Raw genomic sequence first — 13470 nt, forward strand, 5'->3', positions numbered from 1 at the left:
TAACGTCCCGGTCGTCGGGTGAGGCCCTATCGACGCTCGGGCGCGGCGTGCGGCAGATCCGCGGCAGACGCCACCGGCCAGCGCAGCGGGTCGGGACCGAGCGTGCGGAGCTGCTCGACCTGCTCACGGCACCACACCGAGACTTCACGGCGTCCCTCGACGACGTCCTCGGCGAATTCCGTCCAGTCGACCCATTCGGTGTCGTGCACCTCCGACGGCTCGGGGACCGGCGCGGGCCCGTCGTAGAGCACGCGGAAGACGGGGCAGATCTCGTTCTCCACGATCCCGTTGTCCATCACCGCGCGGTAGCGGAAGGACGGCAGGACCACCTCGATGTCGTGCACGTCGAGCCCGAGTTCCTGACGCAGCCGGCGGCGCACGGCCTCGGTGAGCGGCTCGTCCGGCGCCGGATGACCGCAGCAGCTGTTCGTCAGGACACCGGGGAAGGTCGACTTGTCCAGGGCGCGCCGGGTGAGCAGAACGTTGCCGTGGGGGTCGAAGACGTACGACGAGAAGGCGAGGTGCAGCGGGGTGTCGGTGGTGTGCACCGTGGCCTTCGGTTCGATCCCGACCGCGCGGCCTGCGTCGTCGAGCAGCACGACCTGTTCCATGTGTTGTCCTGTTCTGTATTCGTGTCCGAATGCCGGCTCGGCCGGGCGGGCCTCACCGGCCGAGCGGCGCGGTGGGCGTCCCCAGTCTCGACCGTGAACGCAGCGTGGTCCAACCGGCCGAGGCCAGCCGTGGTGCCGCCACCGACAGGCGCCGGCGCCGCGACACGCGTGCGCGCTGGTGGAGTACCCGGTATCCGCTCTCCTCCACCGCCCGCAGGATGTCGCCGTAGAGGACGAAGGCGGTCCGCATCGCGGGACGCACCTTGGGGTCGAGCAGGTCGATGCCCGGTTCGGCCACACGGTAGATCGAACGGGTGTGCGCGATCAGGTGTGCGAGGGCGCGCTCGAGCCGCACGTCGCGCTGCCCGGTCCGGCGGCAGTGCCACAGCAGGTCCTCGTCCACGTCGAAGGCGGCGAGGATGTCGGTGGGCAGGTAGATGCGGTCGCGGTCGAGGTCCTCACCCATGTCGCGGATGAAGTTGGTGAGCTGGAAGGCCTCACCGAGTGCGGCGGCGGGGGCTTCGGCCCGTTCGCGTGCGCCCTCGATCCCGAGGATGGGCAGCATCTGCAGCCCGATGACGGCAGCCGAGCCGTACATGTACTCCGACAGTTCGTCCATCGTGCGGTACCGCGACCGGAACAGTTCGGTGCCGGGGATGTCCATCCGCATCGATCGCAGGAAGGCGTAGTAGTACTCGTGCGGGATGTCGTACCGCTGCGTGGTGTCGACGAGGGCCCGCAGCACGAGACCGAATTCGTCGTAGGTCGGCGGCCTGCCCCCGAGCGCGTCGGACAGACGGCGTTCGAGCGCGTCGAGAACCGGCGCCGCGTCGACCGGTTTCACATCGACTATGTCGTCGACCATCCGCGCGAAACCGTAGAGGGCGTGCACCCCGGCCCGTTTGGACGCCGGGAAGATGCGGGTCGCGAGGAAGTAGGTCTTGCCGTGACGCCGATTGAGCTCACGGCACAGCTGATATGCCTCGTGCAGATCGGGATCGATCCCGTCGAGTTCACCCATGAGCAACCGCACCTGCTTCCATCGGAATCGACATCGTCGTGGAGCCGGCAGTCGCGCCACCGGAGATACGTTCTGCGGCAAGACGTCCGGAGATGAGCACGGTCGGGACGCCGACACCCGGCGTGGTGCCCGACCCGGCGAGGACAACATTGTCGACGCCGTGCACGAGGTTCGGGCGGCGGAAGGGCCCGGTCTGCCGGAACAGGTGCGCCGCCGAGAAGGGGCTGCCGTCGAGCATGCCCTTGTCGGCCCAGGTCTGCGGGGTGTCGATGTGGTCGACCCGCATGGAGCTCGCGAGTCCCCGGTAGCCGCGCTGCTCGAGGACCTGCTGGATCTCCCGCATGTACGGCTTGCCGAGGCGCTCCCAATCGAGGGGTGCGGCAGCAAGATTCGGGCACGGCGCCAGCACCGAGACCGGTTCGCACTCCACACCGTCCCGCACGACCCGCAGGGACGGATCGGTCACGGCGGGTCGTGTGATGAGCAGGGACGGATCGGCCATCAACCGGCCGCGGCCGCGCGGTGCGGTGATCCGCGCGAAGGTCTCCTCCCACTCGGCACCGAAATCGATGGTGTGGTGGGACTCCGGCCAGGCCTGCGTCACGTCGGTGGGCACCGTGCCGTGGAAGACGACGGCCGAGGGCGACGCGACGGTGGCGCTGCGGGCGCGCCGGCGTGGCGGAACCCCGGCACGCAGCAGCAGATCGTCGACCACCGGCAGGTCCACGGTGAGGACGACGGCGTCGGCGGCGAACTCACGGCCGTCCCCGGATCGCACGCTCGTCGCGCGGCCGCCGTCGACGCGGAGTTCCGACACCTCGACGCCGGTGTGCACGGTGCCGCCGCCCCGGACGAGCGCATCGACCATCGCGGCGGCGATGGTGGACATGCCACCCTTCGGGAAGTAGACGCCGAGCGAGGTGTCCATGTGGGCGATGGCGCCGTAGACCGCCAGCGCCGTCGACGGGGCGGTGCCCGCGTACAGGGCCTGGAAGGTGAAGATGCGCCGCAACCGGTCGTCCCGGATGAACGATCCGACCCGTGATCCGAGCCGGCCGAAGCCGCCGAGCCGGACGAGGTTGGCGGTGTCCCGCAGCGCCGCGGGTGTCGACACGAGGTCGAGCGGCGAATCGAAGTTGGAGTCGATATAGCGGTCGAACTCGGCGTCGAAGATCGACGCGAGCCAGCGGCGCAGCCGCCGGTACCCGCCGGCCTCGTCGGGACCGCACACGCGCGCGATCTCGGCGGTCATCTCGTCCGGATCGGAGTACACGTTCAGGGCGGTGCCGTCGGCGAAGCGCGCGTGGTAGCCGGGGGCGAGCGGGGTGAGGTCGAGTGCGGGGGTGGTCGAGTCGAAGGATTCCCCGACGGCCGCGAGCGCGTCGGCGAGGAGGTTCGGCATCGTCAGCACGCTGGCACCGTTGTCGATGTCGTAGAGGTGCCGCCCGTCCTCGAACACCGGGTACGTACCGACGCGACCACCGACCGTGTCCTCGCGTTCGAGGACGGTGACGCGCTTGCCGGCGCCGGTGAGGTGGAGCGCCGCGGACAGTCCCGCGAGGCCCGCACCCACCACGACGACGGACTCGACGGGGCCGCCGACGGACCTCACGCCTTGCCTCCCTGCGCGCGGGGCGTCGTCTGTTCGGTGCGCGTGCGCGCCTCCATGAACAGCTGGAGGAAACCCACGGACGGGTGCGGGTGCCGATTCTCGTTCTGCCGGGCTTCGTAGTGGGGCATGATCGGTGTTCCTCTGGTCGTCGTCTGAGCCGCGTGGGCGTGCGTAGTGGTTCGTGTCGGTCGGTTCGGGTGACGGCCCTCACGCCGTCTCTCCCCGTATTCGGAGCCGGTCGTCGCGCGGATGGGTCGGGTCCGAGGATTCGTCCCGTCCCTGGACGGGCGCGATACGGTCGAGGTATGGCTGCCCGCAAGACCGCTGTGCTCCGACGGCCGTCGGAGACCGACGACTACCTCTACGAACCCGTCGATCGCCGGATCAGAGGTGAGTGGTTCGGCCGGACGGTCGTCGACAGCACCCGGGCGGTGCTGGTGTGGGCGCCCGGCAAGCCCGTCCCGTTCTATGCCTTCCCCCGCGAGGACGTGCGGCTCGACCTGATCTCGGCGTCCCTGTCGCCGAGCCGCTCCCGGCAGGACGTGTGGCAGTGGTACGACATCGTCGTCGGCGACCATCGGGCCTATTCACCGGTCTGCCAGCTCGACGTCGACGGGCTCGACGACCGTCTCGTCTTCCAGTGGTTCCGGTGGGGCGAGACCGGTCCGGGCGACGACGTCGACGAGGGCGAACGGTGGTTCGAGGAGGAGACCGAAGTGTTCACCCATCCGCGCGACCCCTATCACCGCGTCGACGCCCTGCGCAGCTCCCGGCACGTGCGGGTGGCCATCGGCGACGTCGTGGTCGCCGAGACCCGCAACCCCGTGCTCGTGTTCGAGACCGGCCTCCCGACCCGCTACTACCTGCCGCCCGAGGACGTCGACTTCTCGGTGCTCGAGGAATCCGAGTGGCGGACGAGCTGCCCCTACAAGGGCGTCGCCCGGTACTGGTCGTTCTCCGGCACGCCGCCGGCCGAGAACGTCGCATGGTCGTATCCCGAGCCGTTCCCCGGCATGGAGTACATCGAGGGATACGTGTGCTTCTACGACGACGCCGCGGAGATCACGGTCGAGGAGTGAGTGCGTCGGCTGCGGGACGCAGCGCTGCCCCGATCCCCGAGCCGCGGGCCTGGCGTGCGCTGGCGGCCCTGTGCGTGGGTCTGTTCATCACCCTGCTCGACCAGTCGCTCGTCGCGGTGTCGCTGCCGCGCATCCGCGAGGATCTGGACGCGAGCATCAATCAGGTGGTGTGGGTGTCGGCGGCCTATCTGCTGACCTTCGCGGTGCCGCTGCTGGTCACCGGTCGTCTCGGTGACCGCTTCGGTCAGCGCAACGTCTACCTGGTGGGCATGGCGATCTTCACGGCCGCGGCCTTCGCGTGCTCGATGGCTCCGACGATCGAGTGGCTGATCGCGCTGCGTGCGGTGCAGGGGCTCGGCGGGTCGCTGATCAACCCGCAACCGTTGAGCATCATCCACCGGATCTTCGCGCACGACCGGCGCGGTGCCGCCACCGGCGTGTGGAGCGCGGTGGCCAGTTCGGCGGGTCTGTTCGGTCCCGTCCTCGGTGGGGTGCTCGTCGGTACCGGCGGGTGGCGGTGGGTCTTCTTCGTCTACATCCCGCTGGGCCTGATCTCTCTGGTGATGGTCGCGCGGTACGTGCCGAGATTGCCGACCGGGGCGCGTCGCATCGACGTGCTGAGCGCCGTCGTCTCGCTGGTCGCGGTCACAGGCGTGATCTTCTCCCTGCAGCAGGGTCCCGATCTCGGCTGGACCGTGTGGGTGTGGGTCGTCCTCGGTATCGGGATCGTGGCGTTCGGGATGTTCGTGCGCCTGCAGCGGACCGCGACGGCCCGCGGCACCGAGGCGCTGGCCCCGCTCGGGTTGTTCACCCGCCGCAACTTCACCCTCGGAGTGACCGCCGTGGCGACGCTGGGTTTCACGGTCTACGCCGTGAACCTGCCGATCATGCTCTACCTGCAGGTGGGTCAGGGACTGTCCGCGCAGGTCGCAGGTCTGATGCTGGTACCGATGGGCGTGATCTCGGTGATCATGGCGCCCTTGATCGGACGGGTCACCGACCGGGTCGCGCCGGGCCGGATCTCCCGGATCGGTTTCTCCGCGATGATCGCGGCGATGCTGTCGTTCGGTGTGGCGATGCATCTCGAGGCCACCGTCGGCTGGCTCCTGATCCCGATCGTGCTGCTCGGTTTCGCGAACTCGTTGTGCTGGGCCCCGAACTCGACGATCGCGTTGCGCGACCTGCCCGGTGACCTCGTGGGCGCAGGTTCGGGTGTGTACAACACCGCCCGGCAGGTCGGTGCGGTACTCGGTGCGGCCGCCCTCGGCGCGGTGATGCAGATGGGTGAGGGGACGCTCGGCTTCGGTGCCGCGATGGGCAATGCGGTGCTGCTCCCGGTGGTCTTCCTCCTGGTGGGACTGGTGGCGGTCTCCCGTTTCCGGGAGAGTTCCACCGTCACCAGCGCAACGGGTGCGTGAGCAATCGTCATCGGCGCAACAGGTGCGTGACCAGGCGTCCGCCTTCCTCGAGCGACATGTGGGGAAGATAGGCACGACCGACCGCGATCCCGATGGTCGGCAGCGCCGCCGGGTCCGGGAACACCATGTACAGCGGGCGGTAACGGGGTTGGAACTTCGCCTTGAACGCCAGCAGCGAGCGGAATCCGTATACCGGTTCGAGCGTGCGGCCGAGCAGATCGAGCAGGGCGTCGAGGGCTCCTCGGTCGAGTCCGGACCCACTGTCCACACTCGCGAGGGGTGCCCCCGACAAGCTCAGGAATTCGAGGCCCTCGTCGGCGGCGGACCGTGCCGCGGACGCGATGAGGAATTCCATGGCCGGCCGGAAGCCGTCCGAACGTCGCCGCATGAAGTCCAGCGTCAGCCCGACCACCTTCCCGTCCCGGTGGACCGGCATCCACGACGTGATCGCATGGACGTGGTCGTTCGCGTCGACCGCGAGCAGCAACCGGACTTCGGGATCGCGCAGTTCGGCGAGTCCTCCGAGCGTGAACCCCATCTCGGGCAGTCCCTTGTCGGCCACCCATTCCTCGGAGATGTCGACGATCTGCTCGGTCACCGACAGCGGCGCGGCGGGGAAGGTCGTCCATCTCGCTTCGATCCCGTCCTTGGCAGCACGGTTGAGCGCGGTGCGGACGTCCTGGAACTTCTTGCCCTTGAAGGCGAGGTCCGCGAGATCGACGACGGTCTCCTCACCCACCTGCAGACAGGTCCAACCGTGGTCCCGGGCGATCGCCGCCGTCTCCTCGCCCACCGAGTACAGGCAGGGTGTCCATCCGTTGCCGAGGCAGTACGCCGCGAACTCGTCGATCGCCTCGGTCATCGAGGCGCGCTCACCGATCGGATCCGTCGCCGTCAGGGCGACACCCGAGTGGACCCGATACGCCACGGCGTGCCTGCCGTCGGCGCCGAACCAGTACCGATTCCCCGCCCAGGTGGTCATCCACGACATCGATCCGCCGCCCGGGTCGTGCAGGAGTTCTCGCACCCTTTGCTCGTCGCCGAGGTCGACCCCGGCAGGGGGCACGAGGAAGCTGCGCCACAGGAGCACGCAGAAGGCGATCCAGACGATCACGCCGATCCACTCGAACAACAGGGTGGCGGGGGTGTCGAGGGGCATCACGGGAGGCTCGAAGAGCTGGAGGTAGACCGGCGGAAGGAGCCGGCGCGGTGCGTCGCGGAGCAAGGTGCCGATGCCGGGATCACGATCGAACCCGTCTGCCACAAGCATGCCCACCACCACGTACGTCACGAGCGCGATGCCTGCGGCGGCTGCGGTTCCGGCCCATACCCGGCGATAGGTTCCCCGCGGTGCACGGACATCGAAGAGGGTGCGGGTCAGCAGCAACAGGGCGAGCACGGAGACCAGCGCGAGGAGTGGCGCGAGTTCCATGGATACGGAGCTGTGCCGGTGGATTCCGTACAGCAGGGAGCGGGTCTCGTCCTGTTCGGTCACGCGGACGATCGTGCTCGCGGCGGCCACGACGATCAGCACGATGTGTCCTCCGACCGAGAGGAACCATGCTGCCCGCCGCCCTCGACGCAGCCCTTCGGCACCGATCAGCAGCAGTATCGACGGCATGAGATTCGCGACGAGCGGACCTGCACCGGAGAGCCGAAGGGCCTGTTGCCCTTTCCTGCACTCGTCGTGCAGCGCGGGATCGGCACACACTTCGACGAGTTCTCGCGGGGTGTAGGGAACCTGCTCGAACAGCTCGCGTAGCGCGGACAGCGGACCGATCGAGTGCGGGGAGAGCGCCGCGAAGATCGGGCCGAGCACGCTCGCCGCGACGACGAGCGCGACGAGCGTGCGGCGTTCCCGGATGGTGCCGCCGAGCACCGGACGGCGCACACCGCGTCCGAACAGGAGCGGGCCGGCGAGCAACCCGGCCAGCGCGACGGTCACCCTGTTCACGTCCTGCAGGTGTCCGGCGAACAAGGCTGCGGTCACCAGGAACACCAGCAGGAGTGTCCGGATGCGGCGACGCCACAGGGTGCCCATCGCGGTGGTGGAGGCGAGCAGGACGCCGAGCACCCACGCCAGCGGGTCCTCGGTGAGGTGGGTGTGCAGCTCCCTGCCCCACAGGTTCGGCACCAGGGAGGCGACCTGAGCCACGAGCAATGCGAGTGCCGCGCCCAGGCCCTGTGAGACGAGCGCGGCGAGCATGAACCTGCGACTGCCGATGCGACGTTCGACCGGCACCGCGACGGCGAGGATCGCAATGCTTCCGAGCACATACTCACCGGGACCGGAGGCGAACAACCCTGAAGTCCACAGTGTCCACAGGTGGCCGTCGGTGATATTCGGGATCCCGAGCGACATCTCGGATGCCGTTGCGTGCGACGGCCCGCTCCTCACAGAACCGGTGACGACCGCCAGGAGCCAGATCAGCACGAGCAGTCCGCACGAGACGGGCGCCCGGAGCACCACCGTCCCTGTGCGGGACATCAGCACCCCTGCCCCTGTGCGGGACATCAGCTGCCGAGCCCGAGCCGTTGTGCGAGCCATGGCAACTCCTTCTCGAGCCCTGCGGACCACAGGGCGAAGCTGTGTGTGCCCGGCAGTTCGGTGAGGTGGACGTCCATCCCCGCGCTCCGAGCCGCCGAAGCGAGTTGTTCCACCCCGGCACGGTATTCGGAATCGTCGAGTCCCACCACGAAAGCACCGGCGGAATCGGGATACCGATTGCGTGCGAGCAGGTCGGCAGGATTGTTGCGCGCGAATGCTTCCGCATCACCACCGAACACGTCCCGGATCGTCGACGCCCGGTCACCGATGGTCGGCTCGGCCTGTCCCGACATGTCCAGGAAGGTCGGGTAGACGTCCGGCCGGGTGGTCGCGAGTTGCAGTGCGCACGTTCCGCCGTACGAGAGTCCGCCCACGGCCCGTGCCCGTGGGTCGTCGTCGACCTGCAGGTCGTCCCGTACCCATGCCGGAACGTCGACGGCCAGATAGGTCGCCACGTTGCCGAGATGCGAGTCGACGCACAAGGGGTTGTCGAACTGGCCTCCGGTGCCGTCCGCGAGCACGACGACCGGCGCCAGGCCGTGATGCTGCGCGGCATAGGCGTCCATGGTGGACGGGAGATGTCCGCCCACGAGCCAGTCCTCCGGACTGCCGGGCTGTCCGGCGAGCAGTACCAGCACCGGCAGTTCCGGTCGTGGATCCGAGAAGTAGGCCGGCGGGAGATAGACGCGGGCTTCCCGCGCCCGGAATCCGGAGACCGTTCCGGGAATCGTCACAGAGGTGACCGCCCCGGTCGCAGGCAGGTCGTCCGGCGCCGACCAGTCCTCCACCGGCACGGTCCGCGATGCTCGGAGAGAGGGGTCGTCGAAGGGGACGGTCCGGTAGTCGCTGATTCCGAGAACAGCCCGAACGGTGGGATAGGCGTCGTAGACCGCGTCGATCCGGCCCGCGGCGGAGATCACGACGAGTACCGCCGACACCACGAGTGCCGTCGCGACGAGTGGGCGGGCCCGGTCGCGGCGTCGCACGAACCATCGTCCGATCAGCAGCGAGACGGCGAGCAGGGCCACTGCCACCCATCCGTACACCGCCCACGGCAGACGATCCGGGAACGGCTTCCAGACCTTCTCGACCAGGAGCGCGGCCACTGCCGTCAGGCCGAGGGCGACCGTCACGGCGACGGGCACTCCCCGTACGAACCACGCCCGGTAGCGGCGGACGAGCAACACGATCAGCCCGATGACGGCGAGGATCGCGAACACCACGGTCGCCGTCGGGGTGGTCAGCGGTATCCCCAGCACCCCGTTCACCATCCCGGTCGCGGACATGGCGATCAGTATGCGCGACCCTGCAGGAAGAACCGATCAGAGAATGTCACTCTCATACTAAAGAACATAATTTACGATTACGAGAATTTGCGCTACTGTAAAACTTCATGACTGCAGCTGCGGCGGACGACGTCCGCACCATGACGCTCTCCCACCGCGAACGCAAACGCGTGCGCACGTGGACGGCGATCCACCTGGCCGCCGCCGAAGCCGCAGCACGCCACACCCGCCTGTCCGACATCACCGTCGAGACCATCGCAGAACAAGCGGAGGTTTCTCCACGCACCTTCTTCAACTACTTCCGGTCGAAGGAGGACGCCGTGCTCGGCCTGTCCTCCCCTGTCATCGACGACGCCGTCGCCGACGGTTTCGACTTCACGCCGGGCGACGATCTCGTGGAGAAGGTCGCCTTCCTGCTCCTTGCGGTCTTCCGCGCCGCGGCGAGCCGTCGCGCGATCGGTTACGACGAGTACATCGCCCTCATGGACCGCCATCCCGAGCTCGCGCGCAGACGCTTCCAGCACATCGACGACGTCGAGGCCGTCGTCGCCGAACTCGTCACCGAACGACTCGCGGCCACACCGCCCGCGGACGGAGCGCCGGTGCCCGCAAGCAACGTCGAAGGTGCGGCCGACATGATCGTCACGGTCGCCGGCGCCCTCATGCGCTCCGCGTTGCGCCCGTTGCTCACCGCCCCCGGGAAGACGGAGGCCGATGCCGATTCGGTCCTGCACCGCACCTGCCTGTTGTTCCGGGAGGTCACGCGACCGTGACCGACCCATTCCGGAACGAGACCGAAAGAGCCACGCCCGCACCGGAACAGAGCACCCCGCGGGTCACCTTCGTCTTCGCGGGTCTCATGCTCGCGATGCTGGCGGCGTCGCTCAACCAGACCGTCCTGAATCCCGCCCTGCCGACCATCGTCGGCGAACTGCACGGCGTGGACCGGATGCTGTGGGTCATCACCGCCTACATCCTGGCGTCGACGATCACCATGCCCGCCTACGGCAAACTCGGGGATCTGTTCGGTCGAAAGCCGCTGCTGCTCACCGCGTTGACGATCTTCGTCGTCGGATCGACGATCGGCGCTCTCGCCGGGGACATCACGTGGCTCATCGTCGGCCGGGCCGTCCAGGGCGCCGGTGGTGGCGGCCTGATGGTGCTGTCGCAGGCCACCATCGCCGACGTGATCCCCGCTCGTCAGCGCGGGAAGTATCTCGGCATCATGAGCAGCGTCTTCGCCCTGTCGTCGGTGGCCGGGCCGCTGCTCGGCGGATGGTTCACCGAGGGTCCCGGTTGGCGGTGGGTGTTCTGGATGAACGTGCCGCTCGGTGCCGTCGCCGTCGTCGCGGCGCTGGTCTTCCTGCGTCTGCCCCGCGTCTCCGGTTCGGGCCGGCGGATCGACGTGCTCGGCATGGCCGTGCTGTCCGTCGTCACGACGCTCCTCGTGCTCGTCGCGACCTGGGGCGGTTCACGCTATCCGTGGTCGTCGCCGGTCGTGATCGCGCTGATCGCCGCCACCACGGTCGGTGCGGTGCTGTTCGTCGCGGTGGAACGACGTGCCGCCGAACCCGTGATCGGCCTGCACCTGTTCCGCGACCGCAACTTCGATCTCGTCACCGCAGCCGGATTCGTCATGAGCGTCGCATTGTTCGGCGTTGCCGCCTACATGCCCACCTACCTCCAGATGGTCGCGGGTGTGAACGCCACTGCCGCCGGCCTTCTGATGCTCCCCATGATGGGAACATTGTTCCTGACGTCGACACTGGCGGGACGGTACGTGACGAGAACCGGCCGCTACAAACGGATCCCGATCATCGGGTCGGTCTTCGTCACGGCCGGTCTGGTGCTCCTGTCGACCCTCGGGGCGGACACCCCGATCTGGGTGCTGGGCTGCTGGTTCGCCGTGATCGGCGTCGGATTCGGCACGTCCATGCAGCTTCTCGTGCTGGTCGTGCAGAATTCCTTCTCCGTCGAGGAGGTCGGCACCGCGACGGCGGGCAACAACTACTTCCGCCAGATCGGCGCGACGCTCGGTTCCGCAGTCGTGGGCAGTGTCTTCGCCACGCGCCTGGCGGGTGGACTGTCGGGAACCGGCATCGACGATCCCGATTCGCTGACCCCCGGCGCGGTCCGGGCACTGCCCGACGCGTTCCGGCAACCGGTCCTCGAGGCGTACAACGACGCGCTCGTGCCGATCTACCTGTACATCGCGCCGCTCGTGGTGGTCGCGGGGGTCCTGCTGTGCCTCGTCGTCGAGAAGCCCCTCGCGACCACCATCGTGCGGAAGAACGATCCGGCCCCTAGCGACCCGGCAGCCACTGCATCGACTTGACGAAGGGGGCGAGCATCTTCGCCCACACCCGCCGCGGAAGTCCGCGCGGGCCGTCGAGATTGAGCAGGCGCGTCGTCGCGATCGTCTGTGCCTCGGTGTACTTGTACAGGCCCTCCGCGCCGTGGCGGCGTCCCATGCCGGAGATGCCCATACCGCCCATCGGCGCGTCGGTGCTGCCCCAGGCCGGGGCGTATCCCTCGTCGACGTTGACCGTGCCGGCACGCACCCGCGCGGCGATGGCCTCGCCCTGCGCCTTCGTCGCACCCCACACCGACGCGTTGAGCCCGTACTCGGTGTCGTTGGCCTCTCGGATCGCTTCTTCGACGTTCTCCACCGGATAGATCGACACCACCGGGCCGAACGTCTCGTTCCGGTAGCACTCGGCGTCCTCGGGCACGTCGGTGAGCACGGTGGGTTCGAAGAACAGCGGTCCGAGGTCGGGCCGCGCCTTCCCGCCGGCGACGACGGTCGCGCCCTTGGCGACGGCATCCTCGACGTGCCGGGTCACCGTCTTGACCTGGCTCTCGCTGATGAGGCAGCCCATCTCGGTGCCGAAGTCGTAGTCGGGACCGAGCGACATCTCGCGCACCCGCGCCCCGAACATCCGGATGAACTCGGGGGCGATCGACTTCTCGACGTAGATCCGCTCGATCGAGATGCACAGCTGTCCGGAGTTCGAGAAGCATGCCCGCACCGCGGCGTTCGTGACCTCGCGCAGGTTCACCCCGGAGGTGACGATCATGGGGTTCTTGCCGCCGAGTTCGGCGGAGAACCCGATGAGGCGCCGGCCGGCCTGCTCGGCGAGGAGACGCCCGGTCTCCGACGAACCCGTGAACATCAGGTAGTCGGTGTTCTCGACGATCGCGGTGCCCACCACGGTTCCGGGCCCGGTGACCACGGCGAAGACGTCGCGGGGAACGCCGGCCTCGTAGAGGAGTTCGACGACGGCGAGCGCGCAGTAGGGCGTCTGGCTGTCGGGCTTGAGCACCACACTGTTGCCGGCGAGCAGCGCCGGGATCGCGTCGGACACGGCGAGCGTCATCGGGTAGTTCCACGGTGCGATCACGCCGACGACACCCTTGGGATGGTGCAGGACGGTGGTCTTCGTCAGGCCCGGCAGCATGCCCGTGGCCTTGCGGGGGCGCAGCAGCTTCGGTGCGACGCGCGCGTAGAACCGCGCGGTCATCGAGATGTCGAGCACCTCCTCCTGCGCGGAGACACGGGACTTGCCGGTCTCGGCCTGCGCCATGTCCATGAGCTGCTCGCGCCGGGAGAGCACGAGTTCGCGGTAGCGGTGCATGATCGCGGCGCGCTTCTCCACGGGTAGCTTCGCCCAGGCGACCTGCGCGGTGCGGGCCCGGTCGATCGCGGCCTTCGTGTCCTCGGCCGTGCCGACCGGCACGGTGGCCAGTTCCCGTCCGGTGAACGCCTCGACGACGGGGCGGGTGGTCCGCTCGGCGGCGTCGGGGATCGCGATGAGGTCGGCAAGACGCTGGAAGGTCGCAGCGCTCGGAGCTGGCATGATGCACCCCTACCGGTGAGTAGTACTTGCGGTTTCAC

Annotated in this window: 11 protein-coding genes; 4 read left to right on the top strand and 7 right to left on the bottom strand. The window is 68.6% G+C overall.

Features of this window, described 5'->3' with window-relative positions:
* Positions 1 to 26: 26 nt before the first annotated feature.
* From idi to B9C99_RS26245, 4 genes are read right to left on the bottom strand one after another with little or no spacing between them, the layout of a single operon-like run.
* Positions 27 to 611 carry an isopentenyl-diphosphate Delta-isomerase gene (gene idi, locus B9C99_RS02335; protein ID WP_016695396.1) on the bottom strand — a complete coding sequence of 195 codons (585 nt, stop codon included), beginning with the start codon at positions 609 to 611 and terminating at the stop codon, positions 27 to 29.
* Between the two features lie 52 nt (positions 612 to 663).
* Entirely contained in the window at positions 664 to 1632 is a 969-nt protein-coding gene (locus tag B9C99_RS02340; protein ID WP_016695395.1) for a phytoene/squalene synthase family protein, read from the bottom strand.
* On the bottom strand, positions 1625 to 3244 hold the full coding sequence (gene crtI, locus B9C99_RS02345; protein ID WP_088896860.1) for a phytoene desaturase family protein: 1620 nt from the start codon (positions 3242 to 3244) through the stop codon (positions 1625 to 1627). The genes B9C99_RS02340 and crtI overlap by 8 nt, the downstream gene beginning before the upstream one ends.
* Positions 3241 to 3372: a hypothetical protein gene (locus B9C99_RS26245; RefSeq protein WP_016695393.1), complete on the bottom strand. Its 132-nt coding sequence runs from the start codon at positions 3370 to 3372 to the stop codon at positions 3241 to 3243. Before B9C99_RS26245 ends, crtI begins: the two co-directional genes overlap by 4 nt.
* 177 nt (positions 3373 to 3549) lie before the next feature.
* On the opposite strand from B9C99_RS26245, the gene B9C99_RS02350 reads away from it, so the two are divergent.
* The gene (locus B9C99_RS02350) at positions 3550 to 4323 is read left to right on the top strand and encodes a DUF427 domain-containing protein (protein ID WP_016695392.1); all 774 of its coding nucleotides are present in this window, start codon (positions 3550 to 3552) and stop codon (positions 4321 to 4323) included.
* Positions 4320 to 5741: a DHA2 family efflux MFS transporter permease subunit gene (locus B9C99_RS02355; protein ID WP_088896861.1), complete on the top strand. Its 1422-nt coding sequence runs from the start codon at positions 4320 to 4322 to the stop codon at positions 5739 to 5741. The genes B9C99_RS02350 and B9C99_RS02355 overlap by 4 nt, the downstream gene beginning before the upstream one ends.
* A 7-nt stretch (positions 5742 to 5748) precedes the next feature.
* On the opposite strand, the gene B9C99_RS02360 is transcribed toward B9C99_RS02355, so the two are convergent.
* Together B9C99_RS02360 and B9C99_RS02365 are read right to left on the bottom strand one after the other, a co-directional pair.
* On the bottom strand, positions 5749 to 8289 hold the full coding sequence (locus B9C99_RS02360) for a bifunctional lysylphosphatidylglycerol flippase/synthetase MprF (RefSeq protein WP_253249956.1): 2541 nt from the start codon (positions 8287 to 8289) through the stop codon (positions 5749 to 5751).
* The gene (locus B9C99_RS02365; protein WP_016695389.1) at positions 8256 to 9575 is read right to left on the bottom strand and encodes an alpha/beta hydrolase-fold protein; all 1320 of its coding nucleotides are present in this window, start codon (positions 9573 to 9575) and stop codon (positions 8256 to 8258) included. Before B9C99_RS02365 ends, B9C99_RS02360 begins: the two co-directional genes overlap by 34 nt.
* A gap of 107 nt (positions 9576 to 9682) precedes the next feature.
* On the opposite strand from B9C99_RS02365, the gene B9C99_RS02370 reads away from it, so the two are divergent.
* A complete protein-coding gene (locus tag B9C99_RS02370; protein WP_016695388.1) occupies positions 9683 to 10348 on the top strand; it encodes a TetR/AcrR family transcriptional regulator in 666 nt (221 codons plus the stop codon).
* The gene (locus tag B9C99_RS02375) at positions 10345 to 11910 is read left to right on the top strand and encodes an MDR family MFS transporter (protein ID WP_016695387.1); all 1566 of its coding nucleotides are present in this window, start codon (positions 10345 to 10347) and stop codon (positions 11908 to 11910) included. Before B9C99_RS02370 ends, B9C99_RS02375 begins: the two co-directional genes overlap by 4 nt.
* On the opposite strand, the gene B9C99_RS02380 is transcribed toward B9C99_RS02375, so the two are convergent.
* Positions 11879 to 13432 carry a succinic semialdehyde dehydrogenase gene (locus tag B9C99_RS02380; RefSeq protein WP_016695386.1) on the bottom strand — a complete coding sequence of 518 codons (1554 nt, stop codon included), beginning with the start codon at positions 13430 to 13432 and terminating at the stop codon, positions 11879 to 11881. The genes B9C99_RS02375 and B9C99_RS02380 overlap by 32 nt on opposite strands.
* Between the last annotated feature and the right edge of the window lie 38 nt (positions 13433 to 13470).

Source organism: Rhodococcus sp. BUPNP1, from assembly GCF_002215235.1.
Taxonomy (GTDB): domain Bacteria; phylum Actinomycetota; class Actinomycetes; order Mycobacteriales; family Mycobacteriaceae; genus Rhodococcus.